This is a genomic window from Pontixanthobacter luteolus (genome assembly GCF_009828095.1).
Taxonomy (GTDB): Bacteria; Pseudomonadota; Alphaproteobacteria; order Sphingomonadales; family Sphingomonadaceae; genus Pontixanthobacter; species Pontixanthobacter luteolus.
The window spans coordinates 958,261-981,136 of the sequence record NZ_WTYP01000001.1 but is presented as its reverse complement, the minus strand read 5'-3'; the positions used below and the strand labels follow the sequence as shown (position 1 = coordinate 981,136).

Here is a 22,876-nt window from a genome sequence, read left to right as displayed (position 1 = left end):
GCAATCCCCTTGTTGTGTGACCAACAGGCGGACGGCCAAAAGGTGCCGAGAAATTTGCTAAGCGATCAGACGTTGAACTTGAACATCATCACATCGCCGTCTTGCACAAGGTATTCCTTGCCTTCCTGACGCAGCTTACCGGCATCGCGCGCGGCGCTTTCACCGCCAAGCTCGACATAGTCGGCATAGGCGATCGTCTCCGCGCGGATGAAACCCTTCTCGAAATCGGTATGAATTTCGCCGGCAGCCTGTGGTGCTTTCGCGCCGGCCGGGAAGGTCCAGGCGCGGGTTTCCTTGGGGCCTGCGGTGAAGAAGGTTTGCAGATGAAGCAGTTCATAGCCCGCGCGGATTACCCGGGTGAGGCCGCTTTCCTCAAGACCGAGTTCAGCGAGATATTCGCCGCGATCTTCTGGTTCCATCGTCACAAGTTCAGCCTCGATCGCAGCCGACACGACAACCGCCTGGGCGCCTTCGCGTTCGGCCTTGTCGAATACCAGCGCGGATAGATCGTTGCCGGTCGCGGCGTCTTCTTCAGCGACATTGCAGACATACAGGACCGGTTTGGCAGTCAGCAGCTGTGCCTGCGCGAATACGCGTGCTTCTTCGTCATCCTTGGGTTCGGTCAGCCGGGCGGGCTTGCCGTCGCGCAGAAGTTCCAGAGCCTGGCCAAGGACGCTGGCCATGATCTTGGCCTCCTTGTCACCGCCGGTCGCACGCTTTTGGGCATTGGGAACGCGTTTTTCGAGGCTTTCGAGGTCCGAAAGCATCAGCTCGGTTTCGACAACTTCGGCATCGGTCAGCGGATCAACCTTGTTGCTGACGTGCTGGATGTCGTCATCTTCAAAGCAGCGGAGAACGTGGACGATCGCATCGACTTCGCGGATATTGCCGAGGAACTGATTGCCAAGGCCTTCGCCCTGGCTCGCACCTTTCACGAGGCCCGCGATGTCGACGAACGCCAGCTGCGTCGGGATGACTTTCGCGCTCCCGGCAATCGCGGCGATTTTGTCGAGACGTACGTCAGGCACGGAAACCTGTCCGACGTTTGGCTCGATTGTGCAGAACGGATAGTTCGCAGCCTGCGCGGCCTGCGTCTCGGTCAATGCATTAAAAAGTGTGGACTTGCCGACATTGGGCAGCCCGACGATCCCGCAACGGAAACCCATCGTAAACTCCGGTATATGAATATGCCGCGCGCTTAGCGGCGCAAGCGGCGCTTGACCAGCCTATGCGTGATGGACAGCCCTGATCCACGGACCATAGGGCGATTCCCCCAGCCATCCGACTTGCACTTCGGCGCAGACTTTGTTGATCGCCATCTGCGGCTTTGCACCGGGGTGGACTTCCTTGCGCAATGGGCGGGTTCCGGCGGGCATGGCGATAATTTCCGCAATTGCACGCGGTACATCGGCCGGATCGGTATCACCGCCGGTATTTCCGCCAGCACGCAGCTGATCGACCATCGCGGTGTAACCGTCCAGATGTACCGGGTCTGCCCGGCTGAGGAGCTTTTCCGTCAGCGCATTGGCATTGGCCCAGATCTTGGTGGGGTAACCGCCAGGCTCGATAATCGTCACGTCGATATTGTGCTGGACGAGTTCATACGCGATCTGCTCGCTCATCGCCTCCAGCGCGAATTTGGTTGGAGAATATTGGCCGAAGCCAGGCAGCATCACGCGGCCCAATTGTGATGTGACGTTGAATATCTGGCCGGACTTGGCAGCGCGCATGGCGGGCAGGGCCGCGCGCATCATCCGGTGCGGACCAAATACGTTGGTCTCAAACATCAGCTTTGTCGCTTCCATGTCCTGAATTTCAATCGGCCCCGCAGTCGATATCCCGGCATTGTTGATCAGCACATCCAGCGCGCCGCCATTGATCCGCTCAGCCTCTGCCACGCCCGCCGCCACTTGCTCATCACTGGTGACGTCGATCTCGATGATGTGAATATCGAGCCCGTCATCCTCTGCGATTTGCCGTAATTCCTCAGCCTCTTGCCGCGGCAGATTTCGCATCGTTGCAAATACCTTTGCACCCCTGCGCGCGAAATCTTCAGCTGTCAGACGGCCAAAACCGGATGAACAGCCGGTAATCAGCACGGATTTGCCGGCCATGCCCAATGCAGGAGGTACCAGGTCCGGCTTCGACAATGCCGCTGTCGCGGTAAATGCGGTGGTTGCGGCTGCTGCGCCAAGCAAGGTCCGGCGGTTCATGGTTGGCATTGCAATTCTCCTGTAGGTTTCACAGCACTGATAGCAGATTAATTCTGCATTCGCAGCGCCACTTCGCTCATGAAACGCGCATCATCGCCATTTACGAGCCATTCGGCCTCCGCGCCGATAGCGCCGAGCATGTCGACAAGATCGGGTGTCTCGGCCTTCGTATAGTTCCCGAGTACGTGGCCGTGCACCCGGTCCTTGTGCCCGGGATGGCCGATCCCAATCCGGACGCGCCGGAAATCAGGGCCAAGGTGGCTGTCGATCGAACGCAGTCCGTTATGCCCGGCATGGCCCCCGCCGCGCTTTACCTTTACCTTGAAGGGGGCAAGGTCGAGCTCATCGTGGAATACGGTGAGGGCGTCCGGTTCCAACTTGTAGAAACGTATGGCCTCGGAAACTGCGCGGCCGCTTTCGTTCATGAAGGTTGCCGGCTTGAGAAGCAGGATCTTTTCGTTGCCGATCCGGCCTTCCTGCGTCCAACCCGAAAACTTCTTCTGGACCGGGCCAAAGCCGTGCATTTCGGCGATCACGTCTACCGCCATGAAGCCGACATTGTGCCGGTGCATCGTGTATCCCGGACCGGGATTTCCAAGGCCTGCCCAAATCTGCATCGTCATTCCCTAACCATTGGTGTTCCAAAAACAAAACGCCGGCCGCACTTTCGTGGGCCGGCGTCCTGATTTCCCACTGGGAAATTACTGGTAAGAAAACCGGGCGATTACTCGCTCTTGTCTTCCTGTTCCTGAGCAGCATCGGCGTCTGGGCCTTGCTCGGTAGCGGCGGTTTCGCCAGCTTCCATGTCTTCGCCAGTCTGGCCTTCGCCTTCGGATTTCTTGAGAGCCGAAGGAGCGACGAGGGTTGCGATGGTGTAATCACGGTCGGTGATTGCGCTCTCGGAACCTTCAGGCAGTTTGATCTCGCTGATGTGGATCGAATCGCCGACTTCCTTGCCGGTAACGTCGATTTCGATTTCCGACGGGATCTTGTCTGCTTCGCAAACCAGTTCCAGTTCGTGACGGACCACGTTGAGAACGCCGCCCTTCTTGAGGCCTGGCGATGCTTCTTCGTTGATGAAGACAACAGGGATGGCGACGTCGATCTTCGAGTCCTTCGACAGGCGCAGGAAATCCGCGTGCATCGGGCGATCTGTAACCGGGTGGAAAGCTACGTCCTTGGGAATGGTACGGAACTTTTCCTTGCCGACTTCGATCATGACGATCGAGTTCATGAAGTGTCCGGTCATGAGCTGTTTCACCAGCTCCTTGCCCTCGACGTGGATCGTGATTGGTTCTTCCTTACCGCCGTAAATCACAGCGGGTACACGGCCATCGCGACGCAGTGCACGGGAGGCTCCCTTGCCAGCCCGTTCGCGCGTCTCGGCCGGCAGGGTAAGAGCGTCGCTCATAATATTGCCTTTCGAAATGCATTATAGTGTTCTTCCGCGCCGCACCTCCAGGGATGACCACAGCCGGAAGCGCGCGCCTATATGCCTGAGTGGCGCGAATGGCAAGCAAAAGCGCCTATTGCACGCGGCGAACCGCGTAACCTTTGTCCCGCAGCAGGGTTGGTAGCCCGTCCGGACCGGCCATGTGTGCGGCACCGGCGGCAACGGTAATCGGACCCTCCTGCTGCATCCACCCGTCCACCTTGTCTGCCCAGTCACGATTGCGGTTTACAAGCAGAGCAGCCCGCAGTTCCGGATCGGCAAGCATGCCTTGGTTCGTTTCCAGCGCGATGCCTTCCATGTCGCCCGCCAGCCATGCGGTGACCAGATCAATCTCGTCATCCGATGCCGCGGCGGAATGATCGTCAATGATCGCTTGCAGCAGGTCGCGTTGGTCTGCCTCTGGCAGGCTGTCGAAAATGGACAGCTGGTTTGCCGCGCCTTCCAGTATCAGATGGCGACCGACCTGTCCGGAAAGAGCCCTGTCGACACCATTTGCATATTCACCGGAACTGGAAGCGCTGGCCAAGGTCAAAGCCGCAGCCCATGTCTCCGTCGCCGTGAAATCGGAGCTGCGATAATTTGCGTCATCGAGAAGCTCTTGCAGCGCAGCGCGCCGTGCAGGATCAACGCGTTCATGCAGGGGCGGCAAGCCGGGAGTTGCGGCAAGTGTTCCGAAAATCTCCGGAAGTCTGGCCTGGTCATCTGCCGATATCTCCAGCGCGATGGCGACTGATTGCCGCAATGCATCGCGCAATGCCGGAGTTTGCCACCGGACATCATCAGGCAAGGCGTGGATTGTGCCGAACAACCAGCCTTCTGTCTCGCCTTCACCATTTTCGACAAGCCACAGCGCGGGCGATGCATCTGCCGGTTCCAGCCCATCATCGCGCTGCGAACAAGATGCCAGCAGGATTGGCAGAAAAACCAATGCGGCAGTGCGCTTGTTCGTTTTCAGGCGTTGGTAGAGGCGCAGGACGATGGATCGACCGATCATTGTAATCGAACCGTTTTGATACCGCGCTGGGCCAGCACGGCCTGGACACTCTTGTCACCGGCCAGATGACCAGCGCCAACCGCGACAAAGACTGTGCCGGGCGTGTCGAGCCGCTCATCGATCCACGCCGCCCATTTGCGGTTGCGAGATGCAAACAGAGCGTCTGCCAACACATCGTCGCCGTAATCAACGTTCATCAGGGCATCGATGCCCTCGGTGTCGCCGCTCGCCCATTCCAGCACCAGTTGGTCCAGCGTGGGAACGATCGCATCGATATCGCCTGCAACCGATGCCAGATATCGCAGCTGACTATCGAACGGCAGCCCGTCCAGCATTTCTGCCTGATACCGATATGATTCCAGCTGGATACGCTTTTTACCTGCCGCTTTCGCCTCGATCACGCTTTCGACCCCGGCCCGATCGGTATAACCCTGCTGAAACAGCGGGATCAGTGACAAGTTTAGCGCAGCGTACCATGGTTCGTACCTGTCAAATGCGCTGAGCGGCATGCTGAGCTTCTTCAGTGCCAACTCATATTGCAGTCGGGCATCGGGACTCATCATGTCCCGCAGGTTCTCACCTGCGGGAAGAGTGCCGCTCGTCATGAAAGCTTTGGCAACAAGCGGCTTTTCATCTTCAGTTACATAAATCTCTGTCACCAGAGCATCAGAAGAAGCGAGAGCGTCGGCGATATCGTCTTTGAACCAGTCTACGCCTTTGGGAAGGATGTGGACCGTCCCGAAAAGATAAACCGTGGTGTCCTCATCCGCCACTCTCCAGAGAGCCGGAGCCTGAGCTACCACCTGATTGGGCGCCTGATCCGCAGGGGGCAGGGCACCCATATCGCCGGTGGGCGTGCAGCCTGGCGCCGTCAGGGCGATCCCCAGCAGGCAGGGGAGAATGCAATTGAGCCTGAAGTTCCTGATCACGTTTACCCTTTTGCATTCTGCGATGGTTCGGCAAGTCTGCCCGGCCTAGCGCAAGCCGCGACCTGTTGCGACGGTAAAAAGATCCCGACGGGCTTTGTCAGAGTGGGTATGCTGCGCTGCGGCATTGACGCGTCACGGGGCTTGCGCCAAAGCCCCGCGCATGGCGACGAATGCACCCACTGTGCCGGCCCGTAATCCGGCGAAATCGTTTCAGGATATGATCCTCGCGCTCCATGATTTCTGGAGTGCAAATGGCTGCCTAATCCTCCAGCCTTACGACATGAGGATGGGGGCGGGCACTTTCCACACGGCCACCACCCTGCGCGCGCTAGGGCCGGAGCCGTGGAATGCGGCATTCGTGCAGCCTTGCCGCCGCCCGACAGATGGCCGCTACGGCGAAAATCCCAACCGGTTGCAGCATTATTATCAGTATCAGGTGATCCTGAAACCCAGCCCGCCGGATATTCAGGACCTGTACCTGAAAAGCCTGGAAGTGATCGGGATCGATCCGCTGAAGCATGACATCCGCTTTGTCGAAGATGACTGGGAATCGCCTACGCTCGGCGCGTGGGGACTGGGCTGGGAAGTCTGGTGTGACGGTATGGAAGTTACCCAGTTCACCTATTTCCAGCAGATGGGCGGCTTTGACTGCAAACCCGTTGCGGGCGAACTGACCTACGGCCTCGAACGGCTCGCCATGTATATTCAGGGCGTGGACAATGTTTACGACCTCGACTTCAACGGCCGCGGTGTTTCTTACGGCGAGGTGTTTCTCGAGAACGAGAAGCAGATGTCCAAGTGGAACTTCGAAGTGGCCGACACAGACGCCCTTTTCGATCTGTTCAACAAGGCCGAGGCAGAGTGCAAGAATGCACTGGAAAATCAGGTCCCTATCGCAGCCTATGAACAGGCGGTGGAGGCAAGCCACATCTTCAACCTGCTGCAGGCACGCGGCGTGATCAGTGTGCAGGAACGCGCCAGTTACATGGCCCGTGTTCGTGATCTGGCACGCGGATCGTGCGAAGCGCATATGGAAAAGGAAGCGCCCATTTGGGCCGAGAAATATCCGGAGTGGTCGAAATGAGCGCGGATTTCCTCCTCGAACTGCGTAGCGAAGAGATTCCTGCACGGATGCAGGCCGGCGCGCGCGCTGAGCTGGTGAAACTGTTTCGCCGTGAAATGGATAGCGCCGGGGTATCGGTGGGCGACGTCACCGTATGGTCGACGCCGCGCCGCCTTGCGCTGATCGCACGCAGTCTGCCGCTGGAAACCGAGGCCGTAAGCGAAGAAGCGAAAGGCCCGCCAGAGGGTGCGCCGGACCAGGCCGTCGACGGTTTCTGCCGCAAAAATGGCGTCACCCGTGACCAGTTGGAAGTGCGTGACGTCAAAGGCCGCTCGACCTACTTCGCGGTGATTGAAACACCGGGCAGGGCGGTAAAGGACGTTTTGACTGACGCCATTGCGGCAATCATCCGCGACTTCAGCTGGCCCAAATCAATGCGCTGGGGCGATGCTTCGATCAGCACGGAAAGCCTGCGCTGGGTTCGCCCGCTGTCTGGCATCGTCGCGCTGCTCGATGATCAGATCATCGAATGCGAGGCACACGGGGTGACCTCTGGCGCGGTAACGCTGGGTCACCGGTTCCACCATTCCGGTGACATCACGATCGGCAATGCCGGTGACTACGCCGTGAAACTGCGCGCTGGCCATGTGATCGTCGACCATGAGGAACGGCAGGCCATTATCCGCAGCGGCGCTGCTAAAGCGGCCGCCGATGCCGGGCTGGACCTAGTTGAAGACGAAGGTCTGGTTATCGAGAACGCTGGTCTGACCGAATGGCCCGTTCCGCTGCTCGGCCGGTTCGAGGACGATTTCCTCGAAGTGCCGCCGGAAACCATCCAGCTGACCGCACGCGTGAACCAGAAATATTTCGTGTGCGAGAAGGACGGCAAGCTCGCCAATGCCTTCATCTGCACGTCGAATATCGATGCTGAAGACCCGGCCGTTGTCATCGACGGCAACCGCAAGGTCCTCGCAGCGCGCCTTTCGGATGCGAAATTCTTCTGGGATGTGGACCGCAAGAAATCCCTCGCCAAGCACGCGCAGGGCCTTGAGCGGATAACGTTTCACGAAAAGCTTGGCACAGTTGCCGACAAGGTCGACCGCGTGGCGAAACTGGCGCGCTGGTTAGTCGAAGAAGGCATTGTCAAGGATGCCGATCCGGACATGACCGAGCAGGCAGCGCGTCTATGCAAGGCCGATTTGGTCACCGAGATGGTCGGTGAATTTCCCGAATTACAGGGCCTTATGGGCGGCTACTACGCCCGCGCAGAAGGTCTGCCCGATGCCGTCGCCGACGCGATCCGCGACCATTACAAGCCGATAGGGCAGGGCGACGACGTTCCGACTGCGCCGGTGACAGTAGCGGTGAGCCTGGCGGACAAGCTGGATACTCTTTCAGGCTTTTTTGCGATGGGCGATATGCCCACCGGATCGAAGGACCCGTTTGCACTGCGTAGAGCGGCGTTGGGTGTCATCCGGCTTCTGATGGCCAATACCGTTCGCATCAAACTACACGATGCCGAGTTATTCATTATCAACAATTTGCTCGCGCACTATCGGATTGATGATGCGATCCATCGGCGCCGTGATGTTTACGATTGGATCGGCGAAGTAGCAGACATCAAACCCAAGGGTTTTAAAGGCAATTATGCGCTGGCCGAAATCCGAGGTGAGGTGGAGGCTCCTCTCGACGTTGGCTATATGTATGACCTTCTCGACTTCTTCGCCGACCGCCTCAAGGTCCAGCAGCGCGAAGCGGGCGTCCGTCACGACCTTATCGACGCAGTGTTCGCGCTTGGAGGCGAGGACGACCTTGTCGGCCTGCTTGCTCGCGTCCACGCGCTTCAGGCATTCATGGGCACCGAAGACGGCACGAACCTGCTCGCCGGATACAAACGCGCAGCCAATATCCTGAAGAAGGAAGGTTGGGATGCGAACGGGGAGCCGCCGCATACCGGCGAGGAAGATCCGCTGTCGCAGGTCGATGATCCGGCGATGAAAGAGGTTGTCGAGGCTCAGTTGGATGCGGCCAAGAAAAAGTCGCTGTCCTACGCGCCGGAAGCAGCCGAAAAGGCGCTGATCGAAGCGCTGGATGAAGCCGCACCGAAAGCTGCGGCATCCATCAGGGCCGAAGATTTCGAAGGCGCGATGACTGCGCTGGCAACCCTGCGCGCGCCGATCGACGCGTTCTTTGGCGAGGTGACCGTGAATGACGATGATCCTGCAAAGCGCAAAGCGCGGCTCGACCTGCTTTCGCGGTTCCGCAATGCGGTGCAGCAGGTCGCCGATTTCAGCAAAATCGAAGGGTAGCACCTTTCATCCAAGGACAGTGTTCCATGTGTTCCATCCTGTAGGAATGCCTATAGGAAAGAACGCATCAAATTTGGAGTTTCTGACGTGAAGACGGTTTACACATTCGGCGGATCAGCGGACCATTCGGACCCGCGACAGAAGGACAAGACCGTTACCGGCGGGAAGGGCGCGAACCTTGCCGAAATGGCCCAGATCGGGCTGCCGGTGCCCCCGGGCTTCACCATCACGACCGAAGAGTGCGTCGATTATCTGGCAGGTGGGTCTGATTTCTCTGATGATTTGCGTGCTGCAGTCGCCGATGCGCTGAAGCATGTCGAACAGACAGTCGGCAAGACACTGGGCGATAACGGTGATCCGTTGCTGGTATCGGTCCGTTCCGGCGCACGGGTTTCCATGCCCGGAATGATGGACACGGTTCTGAACCTGGGTCTGAACGACAAGACCGTTGCCGGCCTTGCAGCCACATCGGGTGATGACCGGTTCGCGTGGGACAGCTATCGCCGTTTCATCCAGATGTATTCTGACGTTGTGCTCGGCGTGGATCACGGATTGTTTGAAGAAGCACTCGAAATCGCCAAGGAAGACAAGGGCTTCTACAACGATACCGAGATGGAAGCTGAAGACTGGCAAACGCTCGTCGCGGAATACAAGGGTATCGTTGATCAGGAACTGGGCCACCCGTTCCCGCAGGATGTAAACCAGCAATTGTGGGGGGCAATCGCCGCCGTGTTCGACAGTTGGGACAGCGACCGGGCGAAAGTTTATCGCCGGCTCAACGACATCCCCGCCGAATGGGGCACCGCAGTCAATGTTCAGGCGATGGTGTTCGGCAATATGGGCGATACCAGCGCGACCGGCGTTGCCTTTACCCGCGACCCTGCGACCGGCGAGAAAGCCTATTACGGCGAATACCTGATCAACGCCCAGGGGGAGGATGTCGTCGCCGGCATCCGCACCCCGCAATATCTGACCAAGGCCGCCCGCGAGGCTGCTGGTGCCAAGCCTCTGAGCATGGAAGAGGCGATGCCTGCTGCCTACAGCGAATTGGCCGATGTATTCGATCTACTCGAAAAACACTACCGCGACATGCAGGACATCGAATTCACGGTGCAGGACGGCAAGCTGTGGATGCTCCAGACCCGCTCGGGCAAGCGTACCGCCAAGGCGGCGCTGAAAATGGCGGTCGATATGGTCGGCGAAGGTCTGGTCGAGGAAAAGGAAGCGATCCTGCGGGTCGATCCGATGGCTCTGGACCAATTGCTCCACCCGACCCTCGACCCTGATGCGAAGCGCGACGTTCTGACCACTGGGTTGCCCGCTTCGCCGGGTGCGGCCAGCGGCGTGATCGTGCTGGATGCCGACAGGGCGGAACAGCTCGCCCATGGCGGCGAGAAAGTCATCCTTGTCCGCGTCGAAACCAGCCCGGAAGACATTCACGGTATGCACGCTGCCAAGGGTATCCTGACCGCACGCGGCGGCATGACGTCACACGCAGCGGTGGTTGCGCGCGGCATGGGCCGCCCATGCGTATCGGGGGCATCCGCCGTCTCGATCGACATGAAGGCGCGAACGCTCCGCATCGGAAATCGCGAACTGAAAGAAGGCGACACGCTCACCCTCGACGGCAGCAATGGTCAGGTTATGGCCGGTGAAGTCGCGACTATCGAACCGGAGCTTGCCGGTGATTTCGGCATACTGATGGAATGGGCGGACAAATACCGCCGTATGCGCGTGCGCACTAATGCGGAAACGCCAAACGATTGCCGCATGGCGCGCCAGTTCGGAGCCGAGGGTATCGGCCTTTGCCGGACGGAGCATATGTTCTTCGAAGCAGGCCGTATCAGTGCGGTGCGCGAAATGATCCTGGCTGATAGCGAAGCCGGGCGGCGCGATGCGCTGGCCAAGCTGCTGCCGGAACAGCGATCCGACTTCCGCGAAATTTTCGAGGTGATGGTCGGGCTGCCGTGCACCATCCGCTTGCTCGATCCGCCACTTCACGAATTCCTGCCGCACGGCGACAGCGAATTTGAAGAGCTTGCAGAAAATGTCGGCCTGAGCGTGGACTATCTGAAACGGCGCGCTGGCGAATTGCATGAATTCAATCCGATGCTGGGCCATCGCGGCTGCCGCCTCGGCATTACCTATCCCGAAATATACGAGATGCAGGCCCGCGCTATCTTCGAAGCCGCCTGCGAAGTCGCGAAAACATCGGGAGAAGCACCTGTTCCAGAAGTCATGATTCCGCTGGTCGCCACCCGCCGCGAGCTGCAAATCCTGCGCGCACTGGTGGAGCGTGTGGCCGCAGAAGTGTTCGCAGAGCAGGGCACCGAAATTGAATACATGGTCGGGACGATGATCGAATTGCCGCGGGCAGCGCTGATGGCCGGGGAAATTGCCGAAGAGGCGCGCTTCTTCTCCTTCGGGACCAATGATCTGACCCAGACCACGCTCGGGGTATCACGCGACGATTCCGCCCGTTTCTTGGGGCCGTATGTGGACAAGGGTATTTTCGCCCGTGATCCCTTCGTCAGCCTCGATCTCGAAGGGGTGGGGCAGCTTGTTGAACTTGCGGCAGAACGTGGCCGCGCCACTCGCGGCGATATCAAGCTGGGAATTTGCGGGGAACATGGCGGCGATCCGGCCAGTATCGGCTTCTGCGAAAAAGTCGGGCTCGACTATGTCAGCGCCTCTCCCTACCGCGTTCCGATTGCCCGGCTTGCTGCGGCCCAGGCATCACTTCGCTAGGATTTCCAGGCGGTTAGGGTCAGCATTTCAAACTTCTCAGTGACCTTGCCCTGATCATCGGCAAGGTCACGGAAAGCCGTTTCAGCCCGTGCCATAGCCGCACGATCCAGCGGCGGTCCGGGGCGGCGAAGAACGCTGGCAAGGCCTTGATCGCGCAAGTCGGCAACCAGTGTTCGCAGCGAGCTGTAACGAACTGTAATTACATGGCTATCGACCACCTGCCGCGTGAACCCGGCCCGCTGGAGCAAGGATGCTGCGGCCGAGTTATCGATCAAAGGATGAATGCGCGGTGCCGGGCGTTCGCCATCTGCCGCCAGCATTATTGATCGTAAGGATTGCAGGCTTCCCGCGCCGGGGAATGAGGCAATCAACATACCACCAGCTCGCAATGCGGCTCGTGAATGAAGAAGCGCTCCCGGCAAATCGTTGATTGTCGCGAAACCGAAGAGATGCACCAGCAAGTCGAGCTCCTGATGTGGGAGCGGGCGCTCTTCGTCGATCATGCCGGGCGGCATATCGAAGACCTCCCCGTGTCCTTGAAGCGCACGCGACAGAGAGCCAGTCGGATCCCCGATCACCAGCGAGCGTTCAGGCGTTGTCCGGGTGAAGTCCAGCCGGTCTTCGATGTCGCTAATTGCATCTTCCAGAAGATACCGCGCGGCGGACAGGTTCGAGCTCTGACGCTGGCGTGCCCGAAGCAAGGCCTGACACCGCCGTGCAGACGAGAATATCCGGGGAGGATTGGGTGAGTCCATTTTTATCCCGTGCCCAGCTTGCGGCCGTCGTGCAAGCACGTCATCGTAGATCCATGGAATTTAACAAGTTTTTATCCGAGGCGCTGAAGCCCGCAGTGGACTTGCTCTTCCCGCCGAGGTGCCCTCTTTGCGGCTCGGCGATTGCAGAACAGCGCGGGCTGTGCGCAGAGTGCTGGGCGCAGTTGGACGTTCCCTCCGGCACCGCTTGTTCCACCTGCCAACGTCCGTTCGGGGACGGCACTGCACACGAAGGCGCCCAGTGCGCACCGTGCCTGAAATCGCCGCCAAAGCATGACAGTATTGCGGCAGGCACTATCTATAACGACGCGTCACGGAAGCTGGTTCTCAGCTTCAAACATGGCGGGAAAATAGCGCTCGCTGAAATGCTGTCCCGCCTGATAACCGCGCGTCTGCCCAGATTGGAAGGCGAGTGGCTGCTGGTGCCGGTTCCTCTGCACCGCGGGAGATTATGGGCCAGGGGATACAATCAGGCGGCACTGCTTGCGGCCCGGATCGCGAAATTAACCGAGCAGCCACTGGTCGTCGACGGACTTCTGCGAAATCGCAAGACGCCGAGCCTCGGCGGTTTGGGGCGTAAGGAACGTGAACGGGCATTGGCCGGGGTAATCGAGGTGAACCCGAGACGGCGATCCTCTATCGATGGCGCCAAGGTCGTACTGGTGGATGATGTTCTGACCAGCGGCGCCACGTCGGAAAGCTGCGTAAGGGCGCTCAAGAAAGCCGGAGCGAACCAAGTCATTATCGCATGTTTTGCACGCGTTCTGGATGGTGCAGGTGGGTCGGGCTCGTCAGGCCTGAAACGTGAAACGCCCGAGGTCTAGGACCCCGGGCGCCACGTGACGAATAACAGTGGACCCGCCTTTCAGCTAAGACAGCCTCCCCCTTGATGGCTGTCCGGGTCCGATCCCTCATCGTTCATGGGAGCGCCTGGCTTATTACCGGCTGCGTCCCAAACCCCCTGAACCTGGCACTGCGTACCGCGTTCTGGTTGACCCTCTCGGGCCTGAGCAGCGTTGTTCCATCCATCTGGCATTCATCAAAGCTGCATTTGCAAGTGTGGTAGATTTTGGGACTAATCTGTGGTTATCGTGCAACAAAGGAAATGGCTGCTGTGCTAGCCTGTAAATCATGGATATTTTTGAATGAACGCGAGCGATCATGACGCCAAAAGGCGCGAGTCCGGAACTGACTTCATGCCTAAGTTTGATGCCAATGGCCTGCTATGTGCAGTGGTGACCGACCATGCGAGCAAGGACATCTTGATGGTGGCATTCATGGACTCGGAGGCGCTCGAAGCAACGATCGAAACCGGAGTGGCTCATTTCCATTCCCGTTCACGAGGGCGCCTTTGGAAGAAGGGCGAAAGCTCTGGCAACGTATTGCAAGTAAGGGAGATGCGGGTCGATTGTGATCAGGATGCGCTGATCCTGGTTTGTGATCCTGCTGGTCCAACATGCCATACGGGGGCCCGCTCGTGTTTCTACCGGGGGTTAAATCGAGAGACGGGTCAACTCGAAACCAGTTGACGTTTACGTAAAGGGCAGTTAGAAAACTGCCTATGGCAACAGCATCGGATCCAAAACCCACCGACAAAACCCGCGAAGCGCACGCCGGAGCGCATCTGGAGCGTCCCGACAAACTTGCGCGGGAACAATACAGCATTTCAGACCTCACCACCGAGTTTGACTGCACCGCACGAGCATTGCGTTTTTACGAGGATGAGGGCCTGATTGCTCCCAAGCGTATCGGCCTGACCCGCGTATATTCGAAGCGGGACCGCGCGCGGCTCGCCTGGATTATGCGGGCCAAGAATGTCGGGTTCAGCCTCGTCGAAATTCGTGAAATGATCGATCTCTACGATCTCGGCGACGGACGGGTGGAACAACGACGGGTCACGGTTGAAAAATGCCGCGACCACGTAGCCAAGCTGAAACGCCAGCGCGCCGATATCGATTCCTCAATCAAGGAATTGAGCGAATTTATCAAACACATCGAGAATCTAGCCCTCGACAACGCTAGCAGCTGACCCCCAAGCTCAACAGTCAGCGTTGAAAATCCACAAAGGACACGAAGATGCCCACCTATACCGCACCCACACGTGACGCCCGTTTCATCATCAATGAAGTGCTCGACCTGGCCAGTTACAACAACCTGCCGGGTTTCGAGAGCGCAACACCAGACATGATCGACACCGTCGTGAATGAAGCCGGCAAGTTCTGTTCCGAAGTCCTCGCGCCGCTCAACCAGGTTGGCGACAAGGAAGGTTGCACCCGCCATGATGACGGTAGCGTAACCACGCCAACCGGCTTCAAGGACGCTTTCGAGCAGTACCGCGAATCTGGCTGGGGCACGATTTCCCAGCCTGAGGAATTCGGCGGGCAGGGCATGCCGCACGTCCTTGGCATGCTGATCGAAGAGTTTGTTGGCACCGCCAATCAGGCATTCGCGATGTATCCGGGCCTCACCGGCGGCGCTGTTGCTGCCATCCTTGCCAAGGGTTCGGATGAGCAGAAGGAAAAATACCTTCACAAGATGATCGCCAACGAATGGCTCGGAACCATGAACCTTACGGAACCGCATTGCGGCACCGATCTGGGTATGATCCGCACGAAGGCAGTGCCGCAGGCAGACGGTTCTTTTGCCATCACCGGCACCAAGATTTTCATTTCGGCAGGCGAGCATGACCTCACCGAAAACATCATCCATCTGGTTCTGGCGAAAACTCCGGGTGCACCCGACAGTTCAAAAGGCATCTCGCTCTTCATCGTGCCCAAGTTCCTAGTGAATGACGATGGTTCGCTGGGTGATCGCAATTCATTGCAGTGCGGCTCGATCGAAGAGAAAATGGGCATCCACGGCAATTCGACCTGCGTCATGAATTACGATGGCGCCACAGGCTGGATGGTCGGCGAAGAGAACAAGGGCCTAGCGGCCATGTTCATCATGATGAACGCTGCCCGCCTCGGAGTGGGCATTCAAGGCTATGCGCAGGCAGAGGTCGCTTACCAGAACGCCGTCGCTTATGCGCTTGACCGCCGTCAGGGCCGGGCATTGACCGGACCTGCTGAACCGGAAGCACAGGCCGATCCGATCTTCGTGCACGCCGATGTCCGCCGCATGCTGATGGATGCGAAAGCCTACACCGAAGGAATGCGGGCTCTGGCTCTGTGGGGCGCGCTTCAGGTCGACCTGACGCACAAGGGCGCGACCGACGAAGACAAGAAGAAAGCTGACCAGATCATCAGTCTGCTGACCCCTGTAATCAAGGGTTACGGCACCGACAAAGGCTTCGACGTTGCAGTGAACATGCAACAGGTCTTCGGCGGACACGGCTATATTCAGGAATGGGGCATGGAACAGTATGTCCGCGATAGCCGCATCGCCATGATCTACGAAGGCACCAACGGTGTTCAGGCCATGGACCTTTGCGGACGCAAGCTCGCACAGAACGGCGGCGCTGCAATCCAGACATTCTTCGCAACCGTCGATGCAGAAATCGCCGAAGCCAAAAAGGTCGAGGCAATCGCACCTTTTGCCGAGAAGTTGGAAAAGGCCCTTGGCGAGCAGAAGGCTGCAACAATGTGGTTCATGCAGAATGCCATGCAGAACCCCGATCATCTTGGCGCGGGTGCGCATCACTACATGCACATCATGGGCATCGTTTCGCTTGGCCTGATGTGGCTGCGCATGGCAACCGTTGCTCAGGCCAAACTGGATGGCGGGGCTGAAGACAAGGCATTCTACGAAGCCAAGCTTGCGACCGCCCGTTATTACGGCGACCGCTTCCTCCCGGATGCCGGCGCACTCCGCCGCAAGCTGGAAGCTGGCGCCGACACAATGATGGCACTTGGCGAAGAAGCTTTCCAGACAGCTGCATAAAGCCAAGTCCAGAGATCAAAGGGGCCTTGGCAGATGCCAGGGCCCCTTTTCTATTTCACAGGACGTTCCGAAATATATGTCAGGTAATTGATCCTGTCCGCTGGCGAGACAAGCATTTGGATTTGGGTAAAACGTCCGGCGTAAAGCTTGCAGCCGACCTGATCGACCTGCGGACCGATCGGCCCGACTGAAACAATCAGGGGCGCTTTGACCTGATACGTGACGATACGGTCAATATCCGGCTTCCATTCGGGCAAGACCGCCAGATACTCACGCACTTCGCCCACGCTATCCAGATAGTCATAGGTCCCAAAACCGCCCGGCTGCGTGTTTTTCTGGCCATTCGACATCGCCATTTGGAAGCGGGCACCCGGCATCAGCACTGAGACTTCCGGATGAAACCAGTCGGGCCACGGTGACTGCCCGGTCAGCAGCGAGCGGTAGCCGATCTCAGCCTGTGCTTCAGTCTGATAGCGCCAGGCATTGTCGGTCATCCATGCCACCGCCGGAGCTGAAGTCAGCTTATCTGCTTCGCAGATTTCAACGTCCGCAGCCAAAGCCGGTGCTCCCAGCAAAGCGACACCTGCCAGCGCGGCAGAAACAATCAGTTTCTGTCCCAGTCGTATATAGTCCATTTGACAATCCCCCCCTTATCGAATGGGGGGAGTTATCGCAGGCGCGATATTCCTGCGATTGGACGAAATGGACTCAACTTATTCAGGAAGAAAGTCGGGTACCGACAGGTATCGCTCACCGGTGTCATAGTTGAAGCCAAGTACTCGCGTGCCCGGTTCCAGATCGGGCAGCTTTTTGGCAATTGCAGCCAAAGTTGCACCGCTGGAAATACCCACGAGAAGCCCTTCGACAGCGGCGCACTTCCGAGCCATTTCCTTGGCATCATCGGCATTTACGGCAATTGCACCGTCGATGGCCTGCGTGTGGAGATTGCCAGGGATAAACCCTGCGCCAATGCCCTGAATGGGGTGCGGGCCGGGTTGGCCGCCGCCAATCACGGGCGAGAGTGCAGGTTCAACGGCATAGGCTTTCATTCCGGACCAGTGGCGCTTCAATTCCTCGGCACATCCGGTCAGGTGACCGCCGGTTCCAACCCCGGTGATCATTACGTCGATTGGTTCATCGGCAAAATCTGACAGGATTTCCTGAGAGGTCGTGCGAACGTGCACCTCGAAATTGGCCGGATTGTCGAACTGGGATGGCATCCACGCGCCATCGGTTTTCTCAACCAGTTCGGTCGCGCGCTCAATCGCGCCCTTCATACCCTTCGTCTTGTCGGTCAGGTCGAACGTAGCGCCATAAGCGAGCATCAAGCGCCGCCTTTCGACACTCATGCTTTCCGGCATCACCAGAACGAGCTTGTAACCCTTTACCGCTGCAACCATTGCTAGGCCGATTCCGGTGTTGCCGCTGGTCGGTTCAATGATCGTTCCGCCCTCTTGCAAATCGCCGCTTGCTTCTGCGGCCTCGACCATTGCCAATGCGATACGATCCTTGATCGAACCACCAGGGTTGGAGCGTTCCGACTTCACCCAGACCTCGTGATCCGGGAACAGCCGAGACAGGCGGATATGCGGTGTTGCACCAATGGTTGCGAGGACGGAATCGGCTTTCATCTGGTCTCTCCCTTTTGTGGGTTGTCTGCTGCTTTATCTAGTAACTCTTCTGGCGGATCAAAGGTCCTTGTGGTGCGCAAAACCGGGAATACCCGGCTCCACAAGGCGACCGTCATGATCGCGCCCGCTCCGCCAGAGACTACGGCTAGAACCGGGCCGATCAAATAGGCGAGGGTGCCTGAGAAAAAGTCGCCAAATTCGTTAGATGCCGAAATGGTCAGGAGCGAGACTGCGGAAACCCGCCCGCGCTTGTCATCCGGCGTATGCAGCTGGATCAGTGACTGGCGGATATAGACCGAGAACATATCGGCCGCACCGACCACGAACAGCATCGCCAGCGATAATGGCATGCTGGTGGAAACGCCAAATATTATCGTCGCCAATCCGAAGATCGCAACCGCCCACAGCATCTTCGGCCCGACATTGGTCTTCAACGGCTTGAAAGAAAAATATAACGCGGTCAGCGCAGCGCCCACTGCGGGCGCGGCCGCGAGTTGGCTTAAACCGGTCGCACCAACTTGCAGAATGTCTCGGGCATACACCGGGAAAAGAGCGGTCGCACCGGCAAGGAACACCGCAAACAGATCCAGCGTGATCGCACCAAGGACCATCTTGTTTTCCAGGACATAGTGCAAGCCGTCGACGATCTGTCCGATCGGACGCTGCGCCCCGGCAATCGGGCTGCGCGGGACATGGCCGATGAAACTGAGTGCGGTCACCGAAACGCCGAACAAGCATAATGCTGCAATGTAAGGCATCGCTGGGTCGATTACATACAGGTATCCGCCAATGGCTGGCCCCACGATCATGCCGACCTGCCAAGCGATTGACGACAGCGCTATCGCGTTTGGCAGGATCGCCTTCGGAACAAGGTTTGGGGCAAGGGCAGACAGCGCTGGCCCTGCAAAGGCCCTGGCGATCCCCAACAAGACCGCGACCGCGAACAGGCTCGATAGGCTGATCGTGTCCTGCCAGGTTAGGTAGGCCAATATCCCTGCGCAGGTCATTTGCAGCAAGACAGTGAGGCGCGCCACATTGCGCCGGTTTAACCGGTCAGCAGCAAGTCCCGCGAAAGGCATGAGGAGAAACAGCGGAACGAACTGAAGCAGACCGATCATGGCAAGCTGGCCGGACGCTGCTGCAACACCAAGCCCGTCGTCTCTGGCGATATTGTAGGTTTGCCACCCGACAATCAGCAGCATCGAATACTGCGCCAAAGTCATCGACAGACGCGATAGCCAGTATGCGCGGAAATTCGCGATGCGGAAGGGGTGTGTCTGGTCGCTCACAAGCAGCGCCATGGCAGGCGGCGCAGAGCTTGTGAAGTCAGTGCTGCCTTATCGTGAGGAAGCGGGCTTTACGATGCCCCGGCTTAGCGCGAACGGCGAAGCCTGGGGTTTGGCTGCAGAGTGTCGATCATCGTCATGAAATCATCCATGCGGATGATACGCTCAAATTGAAAACCGGCTCTCTCGTCCCGGGTCCAGATGACGTATGCCTCGATACGGCCAACCACCGGCAGGCGGATGATCACGCGATCACCGCGCGAAAGCTCTCCGGCATCGTCAATCATGAAGCCATGAGCGGAGATATTGCAGATGTGCAGCTTCACATCGCCGCGCAACTGGTGCTCGGCAATGACCGGGAAGTCGACCGGATGCCGCGCAGCGCGCCGCAAATCTGTTACTGAAAGTTGTGCTCCAACACTCATTTTTCAGGGGCCTTCCTGCCTTGATTGCCGAAGAACCCTAATGAACAAGAAAGCCTGATAATTTGTAAAAATTTTTGTCCCGTTTCGGGACGCTAGCTGCGCATTTACGCGTTAACGCGTAATAATTCCGTGCTTTTTCTTACCCAGGCTCAGTTTCATTTCCTTACCGTCGGCAACTTCCACCAAATGACCCGCGTCGCCGATGACAACATCATCAAGCTTGACCGCGCCTTCGGCAATCTTGCGCTTGGCTTCCTTGTTCGACGCGGTGAACCCGATCTCCGTCAGCAAGGCCCCAATCCGCTTGCCCTCTGCACCGACAGAGATGCTCGGCAGGTCCTGGCCCGAGCCTCCGCCAGCGAAGGTTTCGCTTGCGGTCTTCTCAGCCGAACGCGCAGCATCTTCACCGCGAACCAGTTTCGTTACCTCGTTGGCGAGGACTACCTTGGCCTGATTAATCTCGCTGCCTTCGAGCTGCTCGAGCCGGGCGATCTCATCCAGCGGCAAGTCGGTAAACAGCTTCAAAAACCGCCCCACGTCCCGATCGTCACAATTGCGCCAGTACTGCCAAAAATCATACGCCGGGAGCTGAGCTTCGTTGAGCCACACCGCACCTGCAGCGGTTTTACCCATCTTTGCACCGTCAGCGGTCGTCAGCAGCGGTGTGGTAAGCCCGAACAGTTCGATACCATCCATCCGCCGGCCAAGTTCGACCCCATTGATGATGTTGCCCCATTGGTCGCTGCCACCCATCTGAAGCCGCGCACCAAGTTCCTGGGACAGGTGCCGGAAATCATACCCCTGCAGGATCATGTAGTTGAATTCGAGAAACGTCATCGGCTGTTCGCGTTCGAGGCGCAGACGCACCGAATCAAAGGTCAACATGCGATTGACAGTGAAGTGCGTGCCGACCTTTTGCAGCATTTCGATATAACCGAGCTTGCCCAGCCAATCCTGATTGTTGACCATGATGGCATCGGTCGGTCCGTCGCCGAAGGTCAGCAATTGTTCGAACACTGTCCGGATCGAGGCGATATTTTCATCGATCACTTCATCGGTCAGCATTTTGCGGCTCTCGTCGCGGCCCGTTGGGTCGCCGATACGAGTGGTGCCGCCGCCCATCAGAACGATGGGTTTGTGTCCTGTTTGCTGCAGGCGCCGCAGCATCATGATCTGGACCAGGCTGCCGATATGCAAGCTGGGGGCCGTTGCATCAAAACCAATATATCCCGGTACGACCTGACTGCTGGCAAGCTTGTCCAGCCCCTCAGCATCGGTCATTTGGTGGATATAGCCGCGTTCATCGAGCAGCTTCAGCAATTCGGATTTATGTTCGCTCATAGGGTGCGCGCTGTAGCAACGAAAATTGCGCTTCGTAAGTGGGTTGCCGCAGCTTTTTGAGTGCGCGATAGGACTGCCATGCAACAATTGAGACTACACCCAGAATGCGCCGCAGGACCAATCGCATCGGTCGAGGCAGTGATTGAGGCGACAGAGCGGGGCTGTAAGGCACGTTTCCGCCTGAACGGTGACATCACTCGGATCAAGATCCCGGTGCATGCGGGCAGTGAACGGACAGACTTCCTGTGGAAGACGACCTGTTTCGAAATCTTCTGGCAACCGCATGGCGGCGCCTATTACCGCGAGTTCAATCTTTCGCCGTCGAGCCGCTGGGCCTGTTATGATTTCGACGACTTTCGCCTCAACAGCCGCGACGCACCGGTTGATGCGATCGCGATTTCCTGCAGCCATGATCACACCAGTCTTTGGCTGGAAACCGAAATTGCTTCAAAACTGCCACTGCCCGCCAAGGTCGCACTGAATGCGATCGTCGAAGATCAGGACGGCAATATCCAGTTTTGGGCGCTCGACTTTTCTGGCGGTAAGGCTGAATTTCACAGTGAAGTTTGCCGCGTCATTGAATTGAACGGAGCGAACCAATGATGAAGTTCGGTGTTGAAGTCCTGCTGAAGGACGAGGCGCTTCTTGAGCGGCTTTCGGGCCGCCGCGTCTCGCTTGTGGCCCATCCTGCCAGCGTGACCGACCGGATGGTTCATTCGCTCGATGCACTGGTTGATGCAGGGGTGAATGTGACCTCTGCCTTTGGCCCACAGCATGGGCTCAAGGGCGATAAGCAGGATAACATGGTCGAGACTGATCATGAGATCGATCCCGTCCACAATATCCCCGTTTACAGTCTTTATGGGGAGGTGCGCCGGCCCACGGCGGACATGATGGCCAGTGCCGACGTGTTCCTGTTCGACCTTCAGGATCTCGGCTGCCGCATCTACACGTTTGTCACCACCTTGCTTTACCTGCTCGAGGAAGCGGAACGACACGGAAAGGAAGTATGGGTTCTCGACCGGCCCAATCCGGCAGGCAGACCTGTCGAAGGATCACTGCTGATCCCGGGGCATGAGAGCTTTGTTGGCGCCGCGCCGATGCCAATGCGGCATGGGCTGACCATGGGTGAAATGGGGCACTGGTTTATCGAACACTTCTCGCTCGATGTGGCTTACCATGTAGTCGAAATGCAAGGTTGGTCGCCCGATGGTGCGGGGTTTGGCTGGCCTGACGATCGCGTCTGGGTCAACCCGAGCCCCAACGCTGCCAACGTCAACATGGCACGGGCCTATGCTGGCACCGTGATGCTGGAAGGAGCGACCCTGAGCGAAGGGCGCGGAACGACACGTCCGCTCGAAGTCCTGTTCGGTGCCCCAGATGTCGACGCCGCGAAAGTTCATGCCGAAATGCGCAGGATAGCGCCGGAATGGCTAAGCGGGGCTCTTTTGCGCGAATGCTGGTTCGAGCCAACATTTCACAAGCACGTCGGCGAACTTTGCAGTGCATTGATGATCCATGCAGAAGGTCCGTATTACAGCCATGACCAGTTCAGACCCTGGAGGCTTCAGGCGCTCGCATTCAAAGCTATCAGGAGCCTTTATCCGGACTACGCCATGTGGCGGGGCAAGGACTTCAAATACGAGTATACCGATGATGTGCTGGCAATCGATGTAATCAATGGAGGGCCGCTGCTGCGTGAATGGGTCGACGACCGGGCAGCAACCCCGCATGATCTTGATCAGATTGCGGCAAATGACGAAGCAAGCTGGATCGCCGCAGTTAAGGGCCATCTGCTCTACTGAGCAGGGCGCTAACCGGAATGCTGC

21 protein-coding genes are annotated in these 22,876 nt (G+C 58.2%); 9 read left to right on the top strand and 12 right to left on the bottom strand.

Annotated elements, in window-relative coordinates; genetic code table 11:
• Window positions 1-65 precede the first annotated feature (65 nt).
• The 6 genes from ychF to GRI43_RS04620 form a co-directional block, all read right to left on the bottom strand.
• Entirely contained in the window at window positions 66-1,166 is a 1,101-nt protein-coding gene (ychF, locus tag GRI43_RS04645) for a redox-regulated ATPase YchF (RefSeq protein ID WP_160729891.1), read from the bottom strand.
• A gap of 60 nt (window positions 1,167-1,226) precedes the next feature.
• Window positions 1,227-2,222, bottom strand: a complete 996-nt coding sequence (locus GRI43_RS04640; protein ID WP_160729890.1) for an SDR family oxidoreductase — start codon at window positions 2,220-2,222, stop codon at window positions 1,227-1,229.
• Window positions 2,223-2,260: 38 nt separating this feature from the next.
• Window positions 2,261-2,830, bottom strand: a complete 570-nt coding sequence (gene pth, locus GRI43_RS04635; protein ID WP_160729889.1) for an aminoacyl-tRNA hydrolase — start codon at window positions 2,828-2,830, stop codon at window positions 2,261-2,263.
• Between the two features lie 107 nt (window positions 2,831-2,937).
• On the bottom strand, window positions 2,938-3,624 hold the full coding sequence (locus GRI43_RS04630; protein ID WP_160729888.1) for a 50S ribosomal protein L25/general stress protein Ctc: 687 nt from the start codon (window positions 3,622-3,624) through the stop codon (window positions 2,938-2,940).
• A gap of 115 nt (window positions 3,625-3,739) precedes the next feature.
• Window positions 3,740-4,660, bottom strand: coding sequence for a TraB/GumN family protein (locus GRI43_RS04625; RefSeq protein ID WP_160729887.1), 921 nt, complete (start codon window positions 4,658-4,660; stop codon window positions 3,740-3,742).
• Complete coding sequence (locus GRI43_RS04620; RefSeq protein WP_160729886.1) at window positions 4,657-5,589, bottom strand: TraB/GumN family protein; 933 nt, start codon at window positions 5,587-5,589, stop codon at window positions 4,657-4,659. The genes GRI43_RS04625 and GRI43_RS04620 overlap by 4 nt, the downstream gene beginning before the upstream one ends.
• Before the next feature lie 160 nt (window positions 5,590-5,749).
• Between GRI43_RS04620 and GRI43_RS04615 the strand changes: the two genes are divergently transcribed.
• From GRI43_RS04615 to ppdK, 3 genes are all read left to right on the top strand, one after another.
• Entirely contained in the window at window positions 5,750-6,673 is a 924-nt protein-coding gene (locus GRI43_RS04615) for a glycine--tRNA ligase subunit alpha (RefSeq protein ID WP_160729885.1), read from the top strand.
• Window positions 6,670-8,961 carry a glycine--tRNA ligase subunit beta gene (gene glyS / locus GRI43_RS04610; RefSeq protein WP_160729884.1) on the top strand — a complete coding sequence of 764 codons (2,292 nt, stop codon included), beginning with the start codon at window positions 6,670-6,672 and terminating at the stop codon, window positions 8,959-8,961. Before GRI43_RS04615 ends, glyS begins: the two co-directional genes overlap by 4 nt.
• 87 nt (window positions 8,962-9,048) lie before the next feature.
• Window positions 9,049-11,709: a pyruvate, phosphate dikinase gene (gene ppdK / locus GRI43_RS04605; RefSeq protein WP_160729883.1), complete on the top strand. Its 2,661-nt coding sequence runs from the start codon at window positions 9,049-9,051 to the stop codon at window positions 11,707-11,709.
• Here ppdK and GRI43_RS04600 read toward each other — a convergent pair.
• Complete coding sequence (locus GRI43_RS04600; protein ID WP_160729882.1) at window positions 11,706-12,464, bottom strand: class I SAM-dependent methyltransferase; 759 nt, start codon at window positions 12,462-12,464, stop codon at window positions 11,706-11,708. The two genes, ppdK and GRI43_RS04600, sit on opposite strands and share 4 nt — an antisense overlap.
• Window positions 12,465-12,517: 53 nt before the next feature.
• Between GRI43_RS04600 and GRI43_RS04595 the strand changes: the two genes are divergently transcribed.
• From GRI43_RS04595 to GRI43_RS04580, 4 genes are all read left to right on the top strand, one after another.
• A complete protein-coding gene (locus GRI43_RS04595; RefSeq protein ID WP_160729881.1) occupies window positions 12,518-13,306 on the top strand; it encodes a ComF family protein in 789 nt (262 codons plus the stop codon).
• A gap of 321 nt (window positions 13,307-13,627) precedes the next feature.
• A complete protein-coding gene (hisI, locus tag GRI43_RS04590) occupies window positions 13,628-14,011 on the top strand; it encodes a phosphoribosyl-AMP cyclohydrolase (protein WP_160729880.1) in 384 nt (127 codons plus the stop codon).
• A 32-nt stretch (window positions 14,012-14,043) separates the two neighbouring features.
• Window positions 14,044-14,511 carry a MerR family transcriptional regulator gene (locus GRI43_RS04585; RefSeq protein ID WP_160729879.1) on the top strand — a complete coding sequence of 156 codons (468 nt, stop codon included), beginning with the start codon at window positions 14,044-14,046 and terminating at the stop codon, window positions 14,509-14,511.
• A 47-nt stretch (window positions 14,512-14,558) separates the two neighbouring features.
• Window positions 14,559-16,364 (top strand): acyl-CoA dehydrogenase C-terminal domain-containing protein, encoded by a 1,806-nt coding sequence (locus GRI43_RS04580; RefSeq protein ID WP_160729878.1) that lies wholly within the window; start codon window positions 14,559-14,561, stop codon window positions 16,362-16,364.
• A gap of 50 nt (window positions 16,365-16,414) precedes the next feature.
• Here the strand turns inward: GRI43_RS04580 and GRI43_RS04575 are convergent, their stop codons facing one another.
• From GRI43_RS04575 to tyrS, 5 genes are all read right to left on the bottom strand, one after another.
• The gene (locus GRI43_RS04575; protein ID WP_160729877.1) at window positions 16,415-16,999 is read right to left on the bottom strand and encodes a hypothetical protein; all 585 of its coding nucleotides are present in this window, start codon (window positions 16,997-16,999) and stop codon (window positions 16,415-16,417) included.
• Between the two features lie 78 nt (window positions 17,000-17,077).
• Window positions 17,078-17,995: a cysteine synthase A gene (gene cysK, locus GRI43_RS04570; RefSeq protein WP_160729876.1), complete on the bottom strand. Its 918-nt coding sequence runs from the start codon at window positions 17,993-17,995 to the stop codon at window positions 17,078-17,080.
• Entirely contained in the window at window positions 17,992-19,218 is a 1,227-nt protein-coding gene (locus GRI43_RS04565) for an MFS transporter (protein WP_235903673.1), read from the bottom strand. The genes cysK and GRI43_RS04565 overlap by 4 nt, the downstream gene beginning before the upstream one ends.
• A 149-nt stretch (window positions 19,219-19,367) precedes the next feature.
• A complete protein-coding gene (locus GRI43_RS04560) occupies window positions 19,368-19,706 on the bottom strand; it encodes a PilZ domain-containing protein (protein WP_160729874.1) in 339 nt (112 codons plus the stop codon).
• Between the two features lie 111 nt (window positions 19,707-19,817).
• A complete protein-coding gene (gene tyrS / locus GRI43_RS04555; protein WP_160729873.1) occupies window positions 19,818-21,047 on the bottom strand; it encodes a tyrosine--tRNA ligase in 1,230 nt (409 codons plus the stop codon).
• A gap of 60 nt (window positions 21,048-21,107) precedes the next feature.
• Here tyrS and GRI43_RS04550 point away from each other — a divergent pair, with 60 nt between their 5' ends.
• A complete protein-coding gene (locus tag GRI43_RS04550; RefSeq protein ID WP_338090007.1) occupies window positions 21,108-21,650 on the top strand; it encodes a DOMON domain-containing protein in 543 nt (180 codons plus the stop codon).
• A complete protein-coding gene (locus tag GRI43_RS04545) occupies window positions 21,650-22,852 on the top strand; it encodes an exo-beta-N-acetylmuramidase NamZ family protein (protein ID WP_160730638.1) in 1,203 nt (400 codons plus the stop codon). The genes GRI43_RS04550 and GRI43_RS04545 overlap by 1 nt, the downstream gene beginning before the upstream one ends.
• Window positions 22,853-22,876: the final 24 nt, after the last annotated feature.

What these genes read in the sequence shown, in the direction of transcription:
- ychF (WP_160729891.1), bottom strand. Translation starts at nt 1,166, where the DNA reads ATGGGTTTCCGTTGCGGGATCGTCGGGCTGCCCAATGTCGGCAAGTCC.
- GRI43_RS04640 (WP_160729890.1), bottom strand. Translation starts at nt 2,222, where the DNA reads ATGCCAACCATGAACCGCCGGACCTTGCTTGGCGCAGCAGCCGCAACC.
- pth (WP_160729889.1), bottom strand. Translation starts at nt 2,830, where the DNA reads ATGCAGATTTGGGCAGGCCTTGGAAATCCCGGTCCGGGATACACGATG.
- GRI43_RS04630 (WP_160729888.1), bottom strand. Translation starts at nt 3,624, where the DNA reads ATGAGCGACGCTCTTACCCTGCCGGCCGAGACGCGCGAACGGGCTGGC.
- GRI43_RS04625 (WP_160729887.1), bottom strand. Translation starts at nt 4,660, where the DNA reads ATGATCGGTCGATCCATCGTCCTGCGCCTCTACCAACGCCTGAAAACG.
- GRI43_RS04615 (WP_160729885.1), top strand. Translation starts at nt 5,750, where the DNA reads ATGGCGACGAATGCACCCACTGTGCCGGCCCGTAATCCGGCGAAATCG.
- glyS (WP_160729884.1), top strand. Translation starts at nt 6,670, where the DNA reads ATGAGCGCGGATTTCCTCCTCGAACTGCGTAGCGAAGAGATTCCTGCA.
- GRI43_RS04600 (WP_160729882.1), bottom strand. Translation starts at nt 12,464, where the DNA reads ATGGACTCACCCAATCCTCCCCGGATATTCTCGTCTGCACGGCGGTGT.
- GRI43_RS04595 (WP_160729881.1), top strand. Translation starts at nt 12,518, where the DNA reads ATGGAATTTAACAAGTTTTTATCCGAGGCGCTGAAGCCCGCAGTGGAC.
- hisI (WP_160729880.1), top strand. Translation starts at nt 13,628, where the DNA reads ATGAACGCGAGCGATCATGACGCCAAAAGGCGCGAGTCCGGAACTGAC.
- GRI43_RS04585 (WP_160729879.1), top strand. Translation starts at nt 14,044, where the DNA reads ATGGCAACAGCATCGGATCCAAAACCCACCGACAAAACCCGCGAAGCG.
- GRI43_RS04580 (WP_160729878.1), top strand. Translation starts at nt 14,559, where the DNA reads ATGCCCACCTATACCGCACCCACACGTGACGCCCGTTTCATCATCAAT.
- GRI43_RS04575 (WP_160729877.1), bottom strand. Translation starts at nt 16,999, where the DNA reads ATGGACTATATACGACTGGGACAGAAACTGATTGTTTCTGCCGCGCTG.
- cysK (WP_160729876.1), bottom strand. Translation starts at nt 17,995, where the DNA reads ATGAAAGCCGATTCCGTCCTCGCAACCATTGGTGCAACACCGCATATC.
- GRI43_RS04565 (WP_235903673.1), bottom strand. Translation starts at nt 19,218, where the DNA reads ATGACTTTGGCGCAGTATTCGATGCTGCTGATTGTCGGGTGGCAAACC.
- GRI43_RS04560 (WP_160729874.1), bottom strand. Translation starts at nt 19,706, where the DNA reads ATGAGTGTTGGAGCACAACTTTCAGTAACAGATTTGCGGCGCGCTGCG.
- tyrS (WP_160729873.1), bottom strand. Translation starts at nt 21,047, where the DNA reads ATGAGCGAACATAAATCCGAATTGCTGAAGCTGCTCGATGAACGCGGC.
- GRI43_RS04545 (WP_160730638.1), top strand. Translation starts at nt 21,650, where the DNA reads ATGAAGTTCGGTGTTGAAGTCCTGCTGAAGGACGAGGCGCTTCTTGAG.